This is a genomic window from Flavobacterium cutihirudinis (assembly GCF_003385895.1).
In the GTDB taxonomy this organism is placed as follows: Bacteria; Bacteroidota; Bacteroidia; order Flavobacteriales; family Flavobacteriaceae; genus Flavobacterium; species Flavobacterium cutihirudinis.
This window is the reverse complement of the sequence record NZ_QRDQ01000010.1, coordinates 214,971-235,319: the sequence shown is the minus strand read 5'-3', so window position 1 is coordinate 235,319 and position 20,349 is coordinate 214,971. Positions and strand designations below refer to the sequence as shown.

Genomic DNA, 20,349 nt, shown 5'->3' with positions numbered 1-20,349 from the left:
ACGCCTCATTTACGTGAGGCGTTTTTTAACAAATTAAATTCAGGTATTAAGCTTTCGCTTTTCTTTTTACCGTGCAGCCAATTTCTTTTGTTTGGGTTATTGCCGGTTTTTTGTTGTTTTGAAGCGCTACAATAGCATCTTCCGCATATTTTGTTTTTTCAGCTTTTGTTCCTTCCGGATCATTATCAATTGCGCCAACATATTCTACGATATTTCCTTTGTTGGATTTTGAAACAATAAAAATATGTGGTGTATGTTTCGCTCCATATTGATCTGTAACCACTTGTCCAGCATCAAATAAATATGGAAAAGGGTATTTTTTGGCTACAGCCAAATCCTGCATTTTATTGAACGAATCTGCTTTTGAAGCTTCAGGATCATTTGGATTAATAGCAATTACCGGATATCCCTGAGGTCTGAACTTTTTATCTAAATCGATAATTCTCTGTTCGTACGCCACTGCATAAGGGCATTTATTACAGGTAAAAACTACTATAAAACCTTTTGCGTTGGGATAACTTGCAAAAGAAACTTCTTTATTGTCAACATTTTTAAGTTTGAAGTCCGGCGCAATATCACCTTCTTTCAAAGTCGCTGTCTGTGCTTGCGACAGCCATGCCGTAAATACTAATACTAATAAAGTGATTATATTTTTCATAATTTATAGCTTTTTATATTCCGTTAATAGTTGATCGTATGTAAGTTCTGTTTCAATAAATTTACGTTTGTCTCCTTTAATAAAAATCGTTGCCGGAATACTTCCCGACCAAGATGGATCAATGCGATCGATGTATTCCTGTGGACTACTTTCGTTTAGCAGAAATACTTCATTTTTCATTTTTTTTCGCTTAACGAATGGAATTACGGCCGAATTCAGTTTGGATTTAAAATCGACACTTACTAATAATACTGCCAGTTTTTCTGTTTTATATTCACTTTGAAGTTTTTCAAAATGAGGAAGTTCTTTAACACAAGGTCCGCACCAGGTTGCCCAAAAATTAACCACATAAGTACTGTCTTTTCCTTTATTTACTCTCTCGTAAAGCTGATCGACAGTCAGTAATTTTACGTTTTGACTATAGGCCGTTGATGCAAAAGCAAATAATAAAAAAGAATAAACTAGTAAAGTCTGAATTTTCTTCATCCATTAAATGATTTAAATTGTTTTTCATCCTTACAAATATAAATCATAAGTATTTTTCTTGTTGTTAATAAAAGTTTAATGGTACAAATTATATTGTAGCTTCAAAACACTCTTGCTACAAAAACGTTTTCGCATTTTTAAGGTTTAATTAAGGTCGTAATCTTTTCGTCAGCGAAATTGTATTCGTAAATTAGCAGGAAACAAAATTCATTCTTAATGACAGTACTTACATTTACCCTGATCATGATTCTTGGTGCTTTTTTGGCCGGTTTTATTGGTTCACTATCAGGATTGGGCGGTGGTATCATAATTATCCCGCTTTTAACTATTATACTTGGTGTTGATATTCATTATGCAATTGGCGCGGCATTAGTTTCTGTAATTGCAACTTCTTCTGGCTCTGCGGCCGCTTACGTAAAAGAAGGAATTACCAATATGCGCCTCGGCATTTTTCTTGAAATTGCAACTACAATTGGAGCCGTTTGCGGTGCTTTACTTTCTACTATAGCTCCTACTTCATTCATCGCCGTTTTATTTGGACTCACATTGATTTTTTCGGCTATAAATTCACTTCGTAAAAAAGAAGAACATATCGTTTTAGAATCGAGTCCGCTAGCGAAGAAACTAAGATTACAAGGAACTTACCCAACGCACGATGGACAGGTTGTAAGCTATGGAACCAAAAATGTCATTGGCGGTTTCAGTATGATGGGAATTGCCGGAATGATGTCAGGTTTACTCGGCATTGGTTCCGGAGCATTTAAAGTAATTGCTATGGATAATATTATGCGAATTCCGTTTAAAGTTTCAACCACAACCAGTAATTTTATGATGGGTGTAACCGCGATGGCAAGTTCTGTAATTTATATTCAAAAAGGATATATCGAGCCCGGAATCTGTATGCCGGTTGTAATTGGTGTATTATTTGGAGCTATGGCTGGGGCCAAAGTTTTAGTACGAACAAATCCAAAGAAATTAAGAATATTTTTTGCCTGCCTCATTTTTGTGCTTGCCATTAATATGATTTATAACGGAATTAATGGAAAAATCTAAAGTTATGCAGCACGAAAAATTTGGAGAAAAAGATTTTCAGACCATTGTTGGAAATTTATTGCGATACGGCGTCTGGATTTCACTTTCAGTAGCTTTTATTGGCGGAATCGTTTATTTAATGCACCACGGAAACGACATCGAAGATTATTCTGTTTTTAAGGAAAATGATTTAAATATTTTTGAAGTAATTGGAACAGTTTACAAAGGCGTAATTCAAGGGAGCGGAGAATACTTAATTTTCTTCGGAATCATATTATTATTTCTAACTCCGGTATTCAGGGTTTTGCTTTCGCTTTTTTCTTTCCTTCTAGAAAAAGATTATTTATATGTTACGATCACGCTGATTGTTATTCTAATTATAATAACCAGTATTTCGTTTGGATTCTCGCATTAATAAATGCTATAAGCTTTAAGCTGTAGGCTGTAGGCTTTTCAAAAAAGCTTAAAATAAAAAAAACTTTGTGACTTTGCGCCTTCGTGGCAAAAACTAAAAAAAATGGAAATAGGTATAGACAGTTTTGCTTCGGCAATGTACGGCGACAACAATACTTTAAGCAGTGTTGATGCAATGGAACAACTACTTCAAAGAATTGAGTTCGCAGATCAGGTTGGTTTGGATGTTTTTGGAATTGGAGAACATCACAAAAAAGAATTTTTAGATTCAGCTACAGCTGTAATATTAAGCGCTGCAGCGGCACGAACAAAAAACATCCGTTTATCGAGTGCCGTTTCCGTTTTAAGCGCTGCGGATCCTGTGAGAGTTTATCAAAGTTTTGCCACATTGGATTTAATTTCGAAAGGAAGAGCAGAAATTGTTGTAGGCCGTGGATCTTCAATTGAAGCATATCCGCTTTTCGGTTATGATTTAAATGATTATGATGCGCTTTTTAAAGAGAAATTAAACTTACTGCTTCAGATTCGCGATAATGAATTCGTAACCTGGTCAGGGAAATTTCGTCCGGCATTAAACAATCTTCCAGTTTATCCAAGAGCATTGCAGGAAAAATTACCCGTTTGGCTTGGCGTTGGAGGAACTCCGGAATCTTTTATTAGAGCAGGAAGTTTAGGATTGCCTTTGATGGTAGCGATAATTGGCGGGCAAACACATCGTTTTCGCCCTTTGATTGATTTATACCGTGAAGCCGGAAAATCGGCAGGTTTCAAACCAGAAGAATTGAAAGTAGGATTACATTCACCAGGTTATATAGGGACTACAACTGAAAAAGCAATCGAAGATTATTACCCAGGTTATGCTGAGTTATGGACAAAATTAGGATACGAACGCGGCTGGCCTCCAGTAACCAAAGGAAAATTTGACGGCCTTATAGATGATTTAGGCGTTTTAATTGTTGGAAGTCCCGAACGTGCTGCCGAGAAAATCTTAAGACACAGCGAAGCACTTGGAGGCGTTGACCGTTTTACTTTTCAAATGGATAATGCAGGTTTAACACATCAGCAATTAATGAACGCAATAGAGTTAATCGGAACAAAATTGATTCCTTTAATCAAAAAAGGATAGTTTTTAAATTGAAAACAAAGACTTAGAAGCTCAGAAGCTTAGTATCTTAGAATCGCAAAAAAAAAAAGCATCCGCTAAAAATTAACGGATGCTTTCTCATTTATAACAATTCTTCTTAAAAAGGCGTATAATTAAAATTTATAAGTTACACCAACTCTAACATTAGTTGGCGCTTCAGTTTGCCAGTAATAAGCATCTAACCATTGGTAGTAAGAACCGCTATAAAGGTATTTATTCAAAATATTAAATACGTTAGCAGTAACTTTCACTTTACCAGTTTCATAAGATAAACCTCCGTCAAGTTTAAAGTAGCTTGGCAGTTTTTGTTTTCCCTCGCTCCATGTATCCGTTTGACGTCCGTCAAGGAAAGTACCACCAATAGAAGCTCCAAATCCTTTTAATTTACCACTTTGAAGTGTATAATTTAACCATGCGTTTGCTGTATGTTTAGCATATCCGGGAACTATATCCCCTTTATCAATTCCTGTAACATTAGATTTTGATACTATTGACTCAGTAAAGGCGTAATTTGCAATAAGATTTAAACCGTCAATGATTTTTCCTCTCACATCAAATTCAACTCCCTGAGCTCTTTTTTCCCCTAAAACAACACTTACTGGCTTGTTTGGATCAGGACTGTTAGGATCTGTAGTCAGCTCGTTTTTCTTTAAAATATTGTACACTGATAAAGATGTATTCCAAGAACCGTCAAACCAGTCTTTTTTAAGACCAAACTCAATATTATTTCCAGTCAAAGGTTTAATTTCCTGTCCTGGTGCAACATTGCCAATTTGTGGTAAAAAAGCCTGATCATACAAACCATATACTGCAAAACTATCTGTTATTGAATAACTTACTCCAAAACGTGGTGTAATATGGCTGTCTGATTTTGTTGGTTCATAACTGCTAGTCTGGCTGATCCATGTATATCTTGCAGCAAGAGTTACTCTTAATCTGTTTTGGAAAAAACCAAGTTCATCCTGAAAATAACCAGCCGCATATTCTGAGCCGTAAAGTCCACCTGCTCTTTGGCTTAATGGTGTATCGTGGTCAAAAGCAGGTAAACCATTTGATGGTATTCCGTAATTTGGATTATAAACATTGAATGGATTAGCAGCTGTATCAAGATCATGAGATTGTCCCCAATCGGCCATATAATCTTTACTTCCTAAATCTACTCCGCTTAATATTTTATGACTAACAGATCCTGTATTGAATTTACCGTTTACAAATATTTGTCCCAAATACATATTGCTTTCTGCATCCCAAATTCCAACATTTCTGATAATTTCACCTTTTTGAAGTACGTTATTAATATCAGGTCCTACTAAACTTGGCCAAGAACTGTAACCTTGTTGGATATATTTAAAATAAGAAGTCTGAGCTGTAAGTTTCCAATTGTCATCAAACTTGTGTTCAAACTGTAAATATCCGCTATGATCCTGAATATTGGTATCTGGAATTCCCGGTTGTGTCATCGTAAAATCAACAGGCAAAGTTGCATAACCATCAGACGTAGGACCAAAAACATAATAAGAACCAACTTCAGTCAAATTTGCATACTGAAAATTGTATTCGGCAGTAATTTTTGTTTTATCGTCAATTTGGTATGAAATTACCGGAGCGATTACATAACGGTCGTTATGCTCAAACGGACGGTGAGATCCTTTTTTCTGTGCAGCTCCGTTAAATCTATAAAGTAATTTTCCTTTTTTATCTAATTTCCCATCAAGATCAAGACTTACTCTATAGAAATCATAACTTCCACCAAGTACCGAAACTTCACCTTTTGTAATTCCAGTTGGCTTTTTAGTTACCACATTATAAAGCCCGCTTGGATCACCGCTCGAAAGCATGAAACCTGCCGGTCCTTTTACAAATTCAATGTGATCTACAAAACTCATATCCTCTGTTAATGGTCCCCAGAAAGAAGAAACCACATTAAATCCATTTCTAAAAGCCTGTATTTGAGAACCACGCATTGTAATATTGGTATATAAATCTCCCCAGTGTTCCAAACGAACAGCACCACTCACGTTACGAATTACTCCGTCGCTCATACTTGTAATTTGCTGATCTTTTAAAGTTTGACCACTTACAATCTGAATATTTTGAGGAATCTCTAAAACTGGAGTCTGCAAACGTAATGACAATGATGGCTTGTCTTGTTTGTATTTATTTTTTGTAATAACAACTTCATCAAGATCTTCCTGACTTTCAGAAAGTGCGAAATTTTTAGTTGTAGTTTTTCCCGCAGTTACGGCAATGGCATCTTCAGTTGAGTGAATACCTACTGAATGAATACTGATAGTATAAGAACCAGGTTTAACATTCCTGATTTCGTACTGTCCATTTTCATTTGTTACAGCACTGTATTTTGTGCCTTTAAGAGCAACCGAAATACCTTCTGCAGGTACATTTCCGCTCAAAGATATTTTTCCGGTTACTTTCCCATTATTCTGACTTACCATGTTTAGCGAAGTCAACAACAACATTAGAAAGGAAATTCTTTTAATGAGTTTTAATTTCATTTTAAGATTATTTTAAGTTTTATTTGGCAAAAGTAATTCCTAATATCTTTTAATCCAAATTATTTTTAACGATTCTAAATAAAAATAAAAAAGACACCCTAAATCAGACTATTACCAAGACAATGAAGATATTAATCTCATACATCTTATAAGATTTAACTTTCTTTCTTCTCTTTTTTATAAAAAAACAATAAACTCTACTTATCTTTAAAGTTGAAAAACTACCAGAAACAAAAAAATATGAATCAAAATACTTCTATCCGTAAAGTTGCAATTGTTGGCTATAATCGAATTCCTTTCGCAAGAGCAAATACGGCCTATTCCAATGTAGGAAATCAGCAAATGATGATTGCAGCCTTAGACGGACTTATAGATAAATACCATTTAAATGGAAAATTATTGGGCGAAGTCGCTGGCGGTGCTGTAATCAAACATACTTATGACAGTAATTTAATGAGAGAATGTGTAATGAAAACCAATCTCGATCCAGCAACTCCAGCCTGTGATTTGCAACAGGCTTGCGACACCGGAATTGAAAGTGCCGTTTATATTGCCAATAAAATTGCACTAGGGCAAATTGATTCTGGAATAGCCGGCGGAGTAGATTCCATCAGTGATATTCCGATGGCAGTTAGCGAAAATCTTAGAAAGCTTTTATTGGAAGCTCGACAAGCAAAATCATTAGGAGGCAAAATAAAAACATTCCTGAAAATTCGTCCAAAAGATTTATCACCTTTGGTTCCTCGAAATGAAGAATCTCAAACCGGACTTTCGATGGGCGGACACACTGAAATTACGGCAAAGTATTATAAAATATCCCGCGAAGATCAGGATCAGTTTGCATTGCGAAGTCATTTGAATATGGCAAAAGCCTATGACGAAGGTTTTTTTGATGATATGATTACCCCTTTCAACGGACTTGAAAAAGATAATAATTTAAGAAAAGACAGTACCATTGAAAAATTAGCCAAGCTAAAACCCGCATTTGATAAAGTAAACGGAACGTTGACAGCAGGAAATTCTACTCCGCTGACAGATGGCGCTTCCTGTATACTTTTAGCCAGCGAAGAATGGGCAAAAGAACAAGGTCTTCCAATTTTAGCTTATATCACTTTTGCTGAAATTGCGGCAATTGAATATGTCAAAAAACAGCAGAATTTATTATTGGCTCCTCTGTTTGCTGCTTCGAGAATGTTGGAAAAAGCAGGATTAAATCTTCAGGATTTTGATTATTATGAAATTCACGAAGCCTTTGCAGCTCAGACTCTGGCTACTTTAAAAATTTGGGAAAGCCCGGAACTCAGCAAAGAAATTGGATTAAAGAAAACCCTTGGCGCCATAGACCGAGAAAAGTTAAACGTAAAAGGAAGCAGTCTTGCGGCAGCTCATCCATTTGCTGCGACTGGTGGCCGAATTATTGGTGTCATGGCTAAACTTTTAAATGAAAAAGGTTCAGGAAAAGGTTTTATATCCATTTGCGCTGCCGGCGGACAAGGCGTTACAATGATTATTGAAAAGTAATACATCTCGTTATCCGCTAAGCCGAATTGTTTTCCAAATCAAAGAAATAAAATCACGATAAAATATTCACTTGCAAATATTTAAATCAATATTTTATGCTATATTTAGAGTAAGCTTACAATTTAGTTTTCTTTTTAAAATTTTGTCTCATTTCATTTTAAACCGTTGAAAATGATGGAATCAAAAATACCCGAAGGACCTCTTGCCGAAAAATGGAGCAATTATAAAGCAAAAGCCAAACTTGTAAATCCAGCAAACAGAAAAAAACTAAACATTATCGTCGTAGGTACAGGACTTGCGGGAGCTTCCTGCGCGGCTTCTTTGGCTGAACAAGGCTATAATATCAAATCATTTTGTTTTCAGGATTCTGCCCGAAGAGCACATTCTGTGGCTGCGCAAGGTGGTGTAAATGCTGCAAAAAATTACAAAAATGACGGTGACAGTACTTACCGAATGTTTTATGATACGATAAAAGGCGGCGACTTTCGTTCCCGCGAAGCGAATGTATACCGTTTGGCCGAATGTTCAGCAGTATTGATTGATCATGCTGTGGCACAAGGCGTGCCATTCGCTAGAGAATATGCGGGTTATTTAAACAACAGATCTTTTGGCGGTGTTCAGGTTTCAAGAACATTTTATGCACGCGGACAAACGGGGCAACAACTTTTGCTTGGAGCCTATCAAGGTTTGTTGCGACAGGTTTCTCTTGGAAAAGTAGATTTGTACACCCGCCACGAAATGCTTGAATTAGTTGTAATCAATGGAAAAGCAAAAGGTATTATTGCTCGAAATCTAGAAACAGGAAATCTGGAGCGTCACGCTGCCGATGCCGTTGTTCTGGCTACAGGCGGTTACGGAAAAGTCTACTACTTATCTACGTTGGCAATGGGTTGCAATAGTTCGGCCATTTGGCGAGCGCACAAAAAAGGCGCTTTTATGTCGGGTGTAAGCTGGATTCAGTTTCATCCTACTTCTTTGCCTCAGCATGGCGAGAATCAGTCAAAACTGACTTTAATGTCGGAATCGCTTCGAAATGATGGCCGAATTTGGGTTCCCAAAAAAGCCGCCGATGACCGAAATGCAAACAACATTCCTGAAGAAGAACGTGATTATTATTTAGAACGCCGCTACCCTTCTTTCGGAAATCTTGCTCCTCGTGATATATCATCAAGAGCAGCTAAAGAACGAATTGATGCCGGTCACGGTGTCGGACCAATGAAAAATGCCATTTATCTGGATTTCTCCGATGCCATAAAAGCGCAGGGAAAAGATAAAATTGAAGCAAAATACAGCAATCTTTTTGCGATGTATGAAAAAATCACCGGAATCAATGCTTATAAAGAACCAATGCTTATTTCTCCTTCGGCTCATTTTACCATGGGCGGACTTTGGGTAGATTATGAATTAATGACCACAATTCCCGGTTTATTTGCTTTAGGAGAAGCCAACTTTGCTGATCATGGCGCAAACCGCCTTGGCGCAAATTCATTACTTCAAGCTTGTGTTGATGGCTATTTTATCGCACCTTATACGATTCCGAATTATCTTTCCGGAGAATTAAACGGACCGAAAATAGATACTTCCGATCCTGCTTTTGAAGAAGCCGAAAAATCGGTTCGAAATCAACTGGACAAATTCTTAAATACTAAAGGAACGCTTAGCGCGGATTATTTCCATAAAAAAATTGGAAGGCTTCTTTACGAAAAATGCGGCCTTTCCAGAAACAGAAAAAATCTGGAAGAAGCACTTGAAGGCATTGCATCACTAAAAGAATCCTTCGAAAAAGATTTATTAATAACAGGCGATGACACGCTCAACAGCGAATTAGAAAAAGCCGGGCGAATTGCCGATTATTTAGAATTAGCCGAATTAATGTGTCATGATGCGCTGCAGCGAGAAGAATCCTGTGGAGCACATTTTAGAGAAGAATATCAAACTGCCGATGGCGAAGCGGTTCGAAATGATACTGAGTTTTGCTACGTTTCGGCCTGGGAATGGAAAGGACAACAACAACCTCCCGAACTCCACAAAGAGCCACTTGTCTTTGAAGCCGTTGAACTTGCCGTAAGAAGCTATAAATAAATTGTGAATTATGAATTATGAATTGATAATTGATAACCCACAACTCATAATCCACAACTATTAACTCAAAAATCATAACTCAAAATTCACAATTCACAATTATTATGAAACTTTATCTTAAAATATGGCGTCAATTTGATACTTCTTCAAAAGGTGAAATGGTAAATTATGAAATAGACAACGTTTCAGAACATATGTCATTTCTCGAAATGCTGGATCTTTTGAATGAATCTCTTATTCAGAAAAAAGAAAGGGTTATCGAATTTGATCACGATTGTCGGGAAGGAATTTGCGGACAATGCGGCATTATGATTGACGGAAGAGCACATGGCCCATTAAAAAACACCACAACCTGTCAGCTTCATATGAGAAGTTTTAAAGATGGTGATACTATTTATATCGAGCCTTTTCGAGCGAAAGCATTTCCCGTATTACGCGATCTGAAAATTGATCGAAAAGCTTTCGATTCTATTATTACTGCAGGCGGATTTATTGGTGCTGCAACAGGTCAGGCTCCCGAAGCAAACTCTATTCCGATTTCGTATGAAACAGCCGAAGCTGCTTTTGATGCTGCGGCCTGCATTGGCTGCGGTGCCTGTGTTGCATCGTGCAAAAATGCCAGCGCTGCCCTATTTACCGGTGCAAAAATTACTCATCTTGCTTTGTTACCACAAGGTCAAATTGAAGCTTCTAAAAGAGTTTTAACAATGGTTCAGCAAATGGATGAAGCCGGTTTTGGAAATTGCTCCGATACCAGAGCCTGCGAAATCGAATGTCCGCAAGGAATTTCTGTTCTTTCGATTGCAAAAATGAATCTAGAGTATATGAAAGCTTTAGCCTTTAGGAAATAAACTTTAAGTATTGTCATTTCGACTGAAAGGAGAAATCGCACTCGCGAATCGACAGAGATTACTAATCATCGTTTCGGAATTACTAGTGCGATTTCTCCTTCGTCGAAATGACAAAAATGAAAAAAAACCTTAGCGTATTTGCGCCTTTGTGGCAAAATCAAATTGCAAAATCAAATCGCAAAATAAGGCGTCAGAATATCTTCAAAATTATAAAGCCCTTTTTCTTTATCTTTTAAATTTTCGGCAACGAAAATAACCCCGTTTCCAAAAGCTTCTCTCGAAATAGATTCATGAATCAGTCGCACAGTCTGATACGGGAAACCAAAAATCACTTCATGTTTTCCTACGATTCCTCCTGCTCTTACCGAATTTATACTTTCTTTTTCAACCTCCAAAGCTTCAGCAATTTTTACTGCTGTTCCGGAAGTTCCTTCTTTCGCTTTAAAATGTTCTTCGTTAATTTCGATATCGACCCAAGGCGCAATCTTCTTCAAAAACTTGGCAGCAAAAAGAAGATAATTAACTCCTAAAGTAATATTTGGTGACCAAAATACAGTTGTTTTACTGGACAGCTTTTTCAAAAATTGCAGTTCTTTTTCCTTATAATGTGAAATGGCTGAAATGATTTTTACGTTCTTCTTGGCAGCCGTTTCACCATACGTGTAAATTCCCTGATGCGATGAGAAATCAATAATAGCGTCTACAGGATGATTTTCTAATAAATCTTCTATGGAAGTTTTTGAACTTGAATAAATTAATCCGGGTTCTTCTGACTCAACACCAAAAAATTCCGGTACAGAACGATGTTCTAAAACGCTACTTTGTCTTAAAACCCACTCAAGGCTGAATTTCTTGTTTTCTAATAGTATTGAAGCTACTGACTTTCCAGTTTTTCCGAATCCGATTAATCCTATTTTCATATGTTATTGTTTTTTGAGCGAAATGCCCGTTAGAAGAAAATGGCATTTAAAATAAAGTTAAATGCCGTCTAAAAAAGTAATCATTAATCATTGTTGTTAATGACCGTCTTTTGCTAAAATAGAAAAAATATCACACGAATACTAGTAAACATTGACTTATATAACAATTAATCAACCTCTTAACAAGAATAATAGTGCTAATGCTTTTTACATTCCAGACGAAAACCAAACACTTTTCTTTCGTTTTATTTTGGAAAAAAGTAATGAAAAAAAATTATGGAAATGTACAACTAAACATATTTTCAGTAGATTTACGACCTGAATTGTCCCAAACAAAATCAGTAAATAATGGCCTACAACACAAATGAATTAATGCGTTTTTTAGACGCACAAAATAAACTGTACCTATCAACGCTGGCTGAAATTAAAAAAGGTAAAAAAGAGTCACCCTGGATGTGGTTTGTTTTTCCGCAAATAAAAGGATACGGATCCTGCGATACTTCAAAATTCTATGAAATTAAAAATGCTGATGAAGCAATTGCCTTTTTGGAACATCCCATTTTAGGCAAACATCTCATTGAAATTACATCGGAATTAATCAAAACTGAAGAAAAGACAGCAGCGGAAATATTCGGTAATCCGGATGATGAAAGGCTTCAATCCTGTCTGACATTGTTCGCCAGTATTCAGAATACAGAACCTGTTTTCCAAAAAGCCCTTCATAAATACTTCGACGGATCAACCGATTTTCATACGTTGCAATTATTGTACAGCAATCTTTAGTTTTGTGTTTCTTTATAAAAAGAGCATTATTCTAAGGCTTTTCAAAATAAGATAGTTATATTTGCAACACTGTTGCGTTTATTTATTTCATTTTTAATAATTTAAATAATCTCCAGAAATACCACCGAATGAAAAAGAAAGTTATTGTTGTAAATTTCTTGATGTCTTTTACAGTATTGTTCGCCATGCTGTTTCAGACCGTTCACTCGTACGAGCACGTGATCAAACAGTTTTCTGAAAAACATTGTGTTCACAAATATACCGAAGGTCAAAAAGAAATTACGCACAGCCACGCTGTAGACAATACTTGTCACATTTGTCATTTCGCTTTCAGCACTTATATTCCGAACTTTTCTCAGGAATTTTCTTTTTATAAAGTAAACGTTGAAACATCCTATCATTTCTTTTACTCAAAGAACGTTTCAACATTTTTTAAAGGAAGCCTTTTTGCACTTCGCGCACCACCCATCTTTCTTTAAATTTACTACATTTCATTTTTTAGACTATTAATGCAATTTATCTTTTTCAAAAATTGATAAAAAGCCGTCTATTATTATGTTTTGATTGATTTGCTTCTACAATGAAGTAGATTAAATCATGCTCTCTATACTTTGTAGTAAATCCATTCCGCTTTCAAATTAAAAATCAAGCTTTTACATGAACGTAAAGGGCTGATTTTGATATGTCTATTTTTCAAAAATCACAATATTCAAAATAATAAAACTATGCTTTCAGCAAAAAAACTAACCAAGAAATACGGGGATTATACCGCTTTAAATGCCTTAAATTTAACCATTAAAGAAGGAGAAATCTTTGCTCTTTTAGGTCAAAACGGAGCTGGTAAAACCACTACAATCAACTTGTTTCTAGGTTTTAATGAACCCACATCGGGAGAATTAGAAATCAATGGAATTTCTGTAATTGAAAATAATCAAGAAACTAAAAAACACGTTGCTTATATTCCTGAAACGGTAATGTTATACCCAAATTTAACGGGTTTGGAAAATCTTAAATTCTTCTCTTCATTAGCCGGTTTTAAATATTCAAAAGGCGAACTGACTTATTTTTTAAATAAAGCGGGACTTCAGACCTCTGCACACAATCAAAATCTAGGCGGATATTCAAAAGGGATGCGTCAAAAAGTAGGAATTGCAATTGCGATTGCGAAAAAAGCAAAAGTGCTCTTATTAGACGAACCAACAAGCGGTTTAGATCCAAAAGCATCTAATGAATTTTCACAGATTCTAAAAGAACTTTCAGCAGAAGGAACTGCAATTCTAATGGCAACGCATGATATTTTCCGTGCACGGGAAGTCGCTTCACACATTGGAATCATGAAACAGGGAAATTTAGTTACGGTAATCGAAGCTGATAAAATTTCTGCCAACGAATTGGAGAATCTGTATTTACAAACTGTTTAAAGGAAATCGCATTTTCCATCCATTATAACAAAATGAAAAATTTATTTTCTTTTATATTTCTAATAATAACTGTGTTTTCCTTGCATTCACAAACAGTGAATAAAAAAACCAGAGACAGTATTACTCAGGATTCGATTAAAATGATGAAGAATGAATTGCAAACTGTTGAGATTGTAGGCCGTTCAAGCAAAAAATACAATAGTGATTACTCCTTTTCTGCTACAAAAACGGCAGCATTAAACAAAGATATTCCGCAATCTATTTCGACTGTAACCAAAGAATTAATTGCTGATAAAGCCGCATTTTATTTGGCGGATGCTGTAAAAATGGCAAGTGGTGTAATTCCTGCCAGTTATTACAATCAGTACACGATTCGTGGTATCAGCCAAAATGAAGAAGGTCAGATCATTAACGGCATGCGAACACGTCAATATTATTTTCTGCAACCTTTAACGAGTAATATTGAACGTGTTGAAGTAATAAAAGGATCTTCGAGTGCTACATTTTCTTCAGTTGACCCCGGCGGAAGCATCAATATGGTGACCAAAAAACCTTTGGCAATTGACCGAAAGGAAATCAGTATGAGCGTTGGGAGTTTCAGTACTTTACGCGGAACTTTGGATTTTACAGGCTCGTTAAACGAATCGAAAACACTTTTATATCGTGTCAATGGTGCTTATCAACAAGCACAATCGTTTCGTGATTTGGTGAATAACAAATCGTTCTTGATCTCTCCTTCTTTCAGTTATATTCCGAATGAAAAAACTGCAATCAATACAGAATTGATTCTGAGTAATATGACAGGAACGCTCGACAGAGGACAGCCCATTTTTGGTGCCGTTACCGGAAAAACAAGTTTAAATAAAACACCGATAAGCTTAAATCTGGGTGCTCCGAGTGATTTTTTTAAATCTAAAGAAATGATTTTGACAACCAATTTTGCTCATAAATTCAATTCGAAAATTGGTTTTAATGCCACTTACATGAAGCAAACCTGGACAGAAGATCTTCAGGAACACAGAACCACAAACGCTTTTGGAGTTGATATGAACAATCAGCCTGTTACAAATCTTGCGATGATGCAGTTTGTACAACGTCAGCAAAATTGGGATATTGATAATCTGAGCGCGTATTTCAATTTTGATTTTAAAACCGGAAAAATCAAGCATAAATTACTGACAGGTTACGATTTAAGCAGTTGGAATAAGAACAAAGGCGGCGGACAAAATGCTGCCAGAGGTTATTTATTGAAGGACGGAACAGTCGCAAGTTCTTTTGTACCTGCGAACGCCTCAAACTACCAAACTGTAACAATTGACGGCGTTGTAATGCCAAAACCAAATGTAGAATATTTCAATCTGAGTAATCCAAAATATATTATCACAAGTCCGGAAGATTATACTTTAAATATTCGAACAGCGCTTCCGTCTGCTTTAACGACTACAAATGCCATTTATATTCAGGATCAGATTCAATGGGAAAAATTCACTTTTTTATTGGGATTAAGAAACGAATGGTTTACGGATATTACGAATTACGAAACCAACAATGAATTAACGGTTAAAAAATCGGCGTTGTTGCCTAGAATCGGAATTACATATGCCGTTAACAATGATATAAATGTCTACACCACTTATCTTGAAGGTTATCAGCCACAATCGAATACGGTGACTTTAATGCCTCAAACAGGATCTTTGCCAGGTGGAAGTTTGTTTGAACCGCTGGAAAGTGATTTGAAAGAAATCGGTATTAAAACCTCTTTCTTAAACAATACTGTGACTTTTAATGCTGCGGTTTACGAAATTAATCAGCGCAATATTTTAATGAATGCCAATGATCCTGTAAATCCGGATTTACTGGTAACCAGAGGCGCAGAAAGAAGCCGTGGTTTCGAATGCGATTTAGCCGGTTATATTACGCGGGACTGGCAAATTAATGCTTCGTACAGTTACATCGATGCAAAAATCATGGAGGATAGCAATCCCGCATTGATTGGTGCCCCAAAGCAAAACACGCCAAAAAACAGCGCCAATTTATGGACACGATACAACTTTGCTTCAGATTCGGCTTTGGAGAATCTCGGAATTGGTTTTGGAGTTCAATACCAAAGCAGTAAAATTCCGTGGTTTACAAGAGATTTCACACTTCCTGACTTTACCATTTTTGATGCTGCTTTATTCTACAAACCAAGCAAAAGCAACGTTCAGATTGCGGTAAATGCAAACAATTTATTAAATAAAACGTATTGGTTGGGTGCTCAGAATTATTTGCGATTATTTCCGGGAAGTCCAAGAAATGCAAGTCTTACCGTAACTTATAAATTTTAATACGTTGAAGTGAAAAACATTTAAACACATAAAGACATAGATTTTTTTATTCAAAAAGAAATTAAAAGAAACTAGTTTCTAACACATAGCTATGTGAATTTATGCAAGTGAAACGCCTTATTAAATTCTAACAAAAACTATGTCTCTATGTGTTTAAATAATTACACTCAACAAATAAATTTTAATTAATATGAAAATATTACATACAGAAATCCTTATCGCCAAACATTTTAAAAATTCTGTTTTTAAAAATTCGGCTGTATATATTATAACTCTTTTTATCGGTGCGCTGCTTTTGTACGCGGCATTTTCAGGCTGGGACAATTATAACAGCCAAAACGAAACCAGCGAAAAATACCAACACGAATCGCGCGAAGACTGGTTGAAAAACCCGGATAAAAATCCGCACAGAATGGCGCATTACGGAAATTTTGCTTTTAGAAAAAGTACTTCATTAAGTGTTTTTGAATTTGGAATGGAACCTTTTTTCGGGAATGCCATTTTCCTTGAAGCACATAAACAAAATACAGCCAATTTCTCTGAAGCAGGATTTTCAAACAGCATGCTTCGATTTGGAGAAATCAGCATTGCTATGGTTTTGCAGATCTTATTGCCGCTGCTAATCTTTTTCTTAGGCTTTAATGCTGTTGCTTTCGAAAGAGAAAACGGAACCTTAAAACTTCTTTTAAGTCAGGGAATCAGTTGGAAACAACTTTTATTTGGAAAAATATTAGGCATCGCAAGCGTTATTATGCTGCTTTTTATTCCAACGATAATTGTCTTGGTTTTTGTTTGGCTTTTGCTTCAGAATTTTAGCATTTCTGCCGATGAAACTTTTAAAATGATCTTGTTTATTCTCTTTCATTTTATTTATCTGATGTTCTTTTGTGTGATTGCCGTTTTGGTTTCGGCGTCAAGCAAAACTTCAAAAAAAGCGTTGGTTTCCTTAATCGGAATCTGGTTGATTCTAACTATTATTTTGCCAAGAACGACTCAGGCAATTGGTGCTTATTTATATGAAGCTCCATCGAAAGTCGCGTTTAACAGTGCAATTGAGCAAGATATTTTGAAACAAGGCGACAGCCATAACCCAAATGATGTACATTATAAAGCAATAAAAGATTCGTTGTTAAGAACCTACAAAGTCGATTCGGTACAAAAACTACCTTTTAATTATTCCGGATTTATTATGACCGAAGGCGAAAGAATCAGTTCTAAAATTTACAACGATCATTTGGAAGAACTGCTGAAAATTTATGCCAAACAAAATAGTTTTTCAAAAGCAGTTTCTTTTCTGAATCCGTATATCGCCGTGAAAAATTTATCGATGGGATTATCCAACACCGATTATGATTCGTACATCGATTTTCAGAAACAAGCCGAAGTTTACCGCTACAATATGGCGCAGAAAATGAATGCTTTGCAAATTAAATACATCAGCAATAAAAAACCGGGACCAAATGAAAAACCGCTTACAATTGGTAAAGAACACTGGGCCGATGTGGAAGAATTTCATTATGAACCAAAAGGAATTGCAAACGTGTTAAAAACAGAAATTCTCTCGATTATTTCAATTATAATCTGGATCATTTTTCTATTTGTTCTTATTCGTTTTGCTGCTAAAAATCTTAAAGCAATTTAATTATGTTACAACTCTTATTTAAAAATTTTATACGTTCGAAAGGAACCAAAATTGGCTTGCTTTTTTTACTGATTATTGGTTTTATAAGTCTTTTGATTGGGCATCAGTTTCAGGAAAAACAGGAAAATAATATTGCAGAAACGGCTAAATATCAAAAAGAACATATTGCCAGAAATGCCGCTTTTCATAAAGATGAAATTGGTCTTCTTTTATATTATGTCAAGTTTTCTTTGGTCAATGAAACCTTCCCTATAAACAGTTTGGCAATTGGGCAACGCGATGTTAATCCGTCCATTCAGAGTGTTACTATTCGTGGTTTGGAAGGGCAGAAATACGATTCGGAACTTAATAATCCGAGCAATCTTCTGGCCGGAAACATCGATTTTAGTTTTGTGCTTTTGTACCTCTTCCCTCTTTTGATTATTGCTTTTTCTTATAATATTATTTCCGAAGAAAAAGAATCCGGAACATGGAAAATTGTGGCTACACAAAGTTCAAATACTTTTTTATACATTCTGAAATTGTTTTATATCCGAATTCTATGTTTAATCGTGCTATTGACATTTGTACTTCTAATTGCAGTTTTATTTCTTCAGATTCCGGTTGATAAATCATTTATAGCTTTTTACGGAATTGCCGTTCTATACATTTTGTTTTGGTTTGCGGTTTGCTTTTTTATTGTTTCATTGCAGAAAAACTCCAACTTCAATGCTGTTATTTTATTGACAATTTGGTTGTTTTTGATTATCATTCTTCCAGCTGTTGTAAACACCTATATTATCAATAAATATAAAGTTCCCGAAGCTTTAGAATTAACGCTTAAGCAGCGAAACGCCTATCACGAAAAATGGGATATCGATAAACAGGAAACGCTGGAAAAATTCTATCAACATTATCCGCAATTTAAAAATTATCCTTTGCCTGATAAAGAATTCAGCTGGCTTTGGTATTATGCGATGCAGCAAATGGGCGACGACGAATCGGCGGTACAATCTAAAGAACTGGAGAAAAAACTGGAACAAAGAAACCATGCAAGTGAACTAATTGCTCAATTTATCCCGACACTTCATACACAAATTCAGCTGAACGAAATTGCTAAATCAGATTTGCAAAACCAGCTTTTATTTCTAAAAGAAACAAATCATTTTCATGAAAAACTGCGTTTACATTTTTACCCTAAAATTTTCAATAATGAGCCTGTAGAAAAAGAAAACTGGGCGAAATTTAAAGTCGAAACTTTTAACGATTCAACCGAAAGTAGTTTTTTAAAAGCATTTTTGCCTTTAGTACTTTTCAATCTTTTATTAATTGTTTTTGGATGGAAGAATTTTCTGAAAAATATTTAATCTAATCGTAATCCTAATCATTATTAGGATTACGATTTTAAAAAAATGCTTGCAAAACAAAGCCTTTAAGCGTTTTTTTAGATTTAAAAATTAATACAAAAACTTAACGTATGTGATGTTAAAATAAAAACTCATTTTACTATTTTTAGCGAAATTTTTAAAAGAATCTCAATAAAATGCATTCGCCTAAAATAAAATTAATTAAAAAAGTACTTTTTGTAAGCATTTTAATGCTTTTTGTTATTTATGCCTTAAGAGAAATCGTCTACAAGCCTTATATGTGGCAAAAAGCGATGCATACTCCTGAACATAGACTGCAAATGGGCAGTTTTGTTTTTAGTAAACAAGATGTATCAAGCAGCACGCAAAGCGGAAACTATAATTATTTAATTTTTAAAGTAATTGAAATAAACGGCGATTATGTCCGACTTTCTCCTGTGCGTAAACTTTTAGAAAAAAAACAACCAAAAACTTCTGATTCTTCGTTTACGAGAGAAACGTATCGAAGTCTAAAACTTAACATTAACAAATTAGAGGTAGCCGGAATACATCATGAAGATTTACATAAAATAAAAACGAACTTTACTCTAAACGATTATCTTTTAGAGAAATATCCTTCTTTGAAAAAATCACAATATTATTATGAAGAGGTATCTCCAAACGAAAAAAACATCAATATACCCTCAAAATATTTTAAACTGGTTTACTCGAAGGAAAAAATTATAGAGAAAAGAAAACTTATTCCGTACAGAATTACTGATAGTGAAACCCCGGAATTAGCAAAAGAATTATCTCAGAAAGCAAGTTTTATTCTAAATTAATTTATAAACTCCCAAATGGGAGTTTTTTTATGTAAATGATTTCAAAAATCGAAATTACATTTTTTACATATCCATATTTATAGATTCCTTTGGTCACAAATTTCTGAACCTTTTTAATTCAATGAAGCAGTTTTTTTATCTCTATATTTTATAAAAAATCATTTACTAAATATTTTTTTTCAAAACAATAAAGAGAGCATATGATCCATCATTTCCTTTTTAAGGCAAAATAGAAAAAGTTGTTGCTGATTTGAAGCAGCAAACATCAAGTATACTATAAAAATTTAAAGACAGCTTCATTATAAAGTGCCTCAAAAAAGTTAGATACTATTTGGCGCACTTTATTTGAATTTGACCTTTTTATGTTCCATATTACAAAATGCAACAT

17 protein-coding genes are annotated in these 20,349 nt (G+C 35.1%); 13 read left to right on the top strand and 4 right to left on the bottom strand.

Going from position 1 to position 20,349, the window contains the following annotated elements; all coding sequences use genetic code 11:
- Positions 1–46: 46 nt before the first annotated feature.
- A complete protein-coding gene (locus tag BD847_RS15675) occupies positions 47–658 on the bottom strand; it encodes a thioredoxin family protein (RefSeq protein ID WP_115889207.1) in 612 nt (203 codons plus the stop codon).
- A 3-nt stretch (positions 659–661) separates the two neighbouring features.
- Positions 662–1,144: a TlpA disulfide reductase family protein gene (locus tag BD847_RS15670; RefSeq protein ID WP_115889206.1), complete on the bottom strand. Its 483-nt coding sequence runs from the start codon at positions 1,142–1,144 to the stop codon at positions 662–664.
- A gap of 216 nt (positions 1,145–1,360) precedes the next feature.
- Here BD847_RS15670 and BD847_RS15665 point away from each other — a divergent pair, with 216 nt between their 5' ends.
- The 3 genes from BD847_RS15665 (at position 1,361) to BD847_RS15655 (ending at position 3,716) form a co-directional block, all read left to right on the top strand.
- On the top strand, positions 1,361–2,197 hold the full coding sequence (locus BD847_RS15665; protein ID WP_115889205.1) for a sulfite exporter TauE/SafE family protein: 837 nt from the start codon (positions 1,361–1,363) through the stop codon (positions 2,195–2,197).
- Positions 2,184–2,591 (top strand): DUF1634 domain-containing protein, encoded by a 408-nt coding sequence (locus BD847_RS15660; protein ID WP_115889204.1) that lies wholly within the window; start codon positions 2,184–2,186, stop codon positions 2,589–2,591. The genes BD847_RS15665 and BD847_RS15660 overlap by 14 nt, the downstream gene beginning before the upstream one ends.
- A gap of 102 nt (positions 2,592–2,693) precedes the next feature.
- Positions 2,694–3,716 carry an LLM class flavin-dependent oxidoreductase gene (locus BD847_RS15655; RefSeq protein ID WP_115889203.1) on the top strand — a complete coding sequence of 341 codons (1,023 nt, stop codon included), beginning with the start codon at positions 2,694–2,696 and terminating at the stop codon, positions 3,714–3,716.
- Between the two features lie 131 nt (positions 3,717–3,847).
- Here the strand turns inward: BD847_RS15655 and BD847_RS15650 are convergent, their stop codons facing one another.
- On the bottom strand, positions 3,848–6,247 hold the full coding sequence (locus BD847_RS15650) for a TonB-dependent receptor (RefSeq protein ID WP_115889202.1): 2,400 nt from the start codon (positions 6,245–6,247) through the stop codon (positions 3,848–3,850).
- Between the two features lie 240 nt (positions 6,248–6,487).
- Between BD847_RS15650 and BD847_RS15645 the strand changes: the two genes are divergently transcribed.
- From BD847_RS15645 to BD847_RS15635, 3 genes are all read left to right on the top strand, one after another.
- Positions 6,488–7,768: an acetyl-CoA C-acetyltransferase gene (locus BD847_RS15645; RefSeq protein WP_115889201.1), complete on the top strand. Its 1,281-nt coding sequence runs from the start codon at positions 6,488–6,490 to the stop codon at positions 7,766–7,768.
- Positions 7,769–7,939: 171 nt separating this feature from the next.
- Positions 7,940–9,850, top strand: coding sequence for a fumarate reductase/succinate dehydrogenase flavoprotein subunit (locus tag BD847_RS15640; protein WP_115889200.1), 1,911 nt, complete (start codon positions 7,940–7,942; stop codon positions 9,848–9,850).
- Between the two features lie 104 nt (positions 9,851–9,954).
- The gene (locus BD847_RS15635) at positions 9,955–10,701 is read left to right on the top strand and encodes a succinate dehydrogenase/fumarate reductase iron-sulfur subunit (protein ID WP_115889199.1); all 747 of its coding nucleotides are present in this window, start codon (positions 9,955–9,957) and stop codon (positions 10,699–10,701) included.
- 170 nt (positions 10,702–10,871) lie between these two features.
- Here BD847_RS15635 and BD847_RS15630 read toward each other — a convergent pair whose 3' ends face one another.
- Entirely contained in the window at positions 10,872–11,621 is a 750-nt protein-coding gene (locus tag BD847_RS15630; protein ID WP_115889198.1) for a 4-hydroxy-tetrahydrodipicolinate reductase, read from the bottom strand.
- A 348-nt stretch (positions 11,622–11,969) separates the two neighbouring features.
- On the opposite strand from BD847_RS15630, the gene BD847_RS15625 reads away from it, so the two are divergent.
- The 7 genes from BD847_RS15625 to BD847_RS15595 all read left to right on the top strand — a co-directional run bounded on the left by BD847_RS15625 (position 11,970) and on the right by BD847_RS15595 (position 19,961).
- On the top strand, positions 11,970–12,404 hold the full coding sequence (locus BD847_RS15625) for a DUF1810 domain-containing protein (protein ID WP_115889197.1): 435 nt from the start codon (positions 11,970–11,972) through the stop codon (positions 12,402–12,404).
- 128 nt (positions 12,405–12,532) lie between these two features.
- Positions 12,533–12,883 (top strand): hypothetical protein, encoded by a 351-nt coding sequence (locus BD847_RS15620; RefSeq protein WP_115889196.1) that lies wholly within the window; start codon positions 12,533–12,535, stop codon positions 12,881–12,883.
- 246 nt (positions 12,884–13,129) lie between these two features.
- Positions 13,130–13,825, top strand: coding sequence for an ABC transporter ATP-binding protein (locus BD847_RS15615; protein WP_115889195.1), 696 nt, complete (start codon positions 13,130–13,132; stop codon positions 13,823–13,825).
- Between the two features lie 95 nt (positions 13,826–13,920).
- The gene (locus BD847_RS15610) at positions 13,921–16,152 is read left to right on the top strand and encodes a TonB-dependent siderophore receptor (RefSeq protein ID WP_244201621.1); all 2,232 of its coding nucleotides are present in this window, start codon (positions 13,921–13,923) and stop codon (positions 16,150–16,152) included.
- 190 nt (positions 16,153–16,342) lie between these two features.
- Positions 16,343–17,794: an ABC transporter permease gene (locus BD847_RS15605; protein WP_115889193.1), complete on the top strand. Its 1,452-nt coding sequence runs from the start codon at positions 16,343–16,345 to the stop codon at positions 17,792–17,794.
- A gap of 2 nt (positions 17,795–17,796) precedes the next feature.
- Positions 17,797–19,140: a DUF3526 domain-containing protein gene (locus BD847_RS15600; protein ID WP_115889192.1), complete on the top strand. Its 1,344-nt coding sequence runs from the start codon at positions 17,797–17,799 to the stop codon at positions 19,138–19,140.
- Between the two features lie 176 nt (positions 19,141–19,316).
- Positions 19,317–19,961, top strand: coding sequence for a hypothetical protein (locus tag BD847_RS15595; RefSeq protein WP_115889191.1), 645 nt, complete (start codon positions 19,317–19,319; stop codon positions 19,959–19,961).
- Positions 19,962–20,349: the final 388 nt, after the last annotated feature.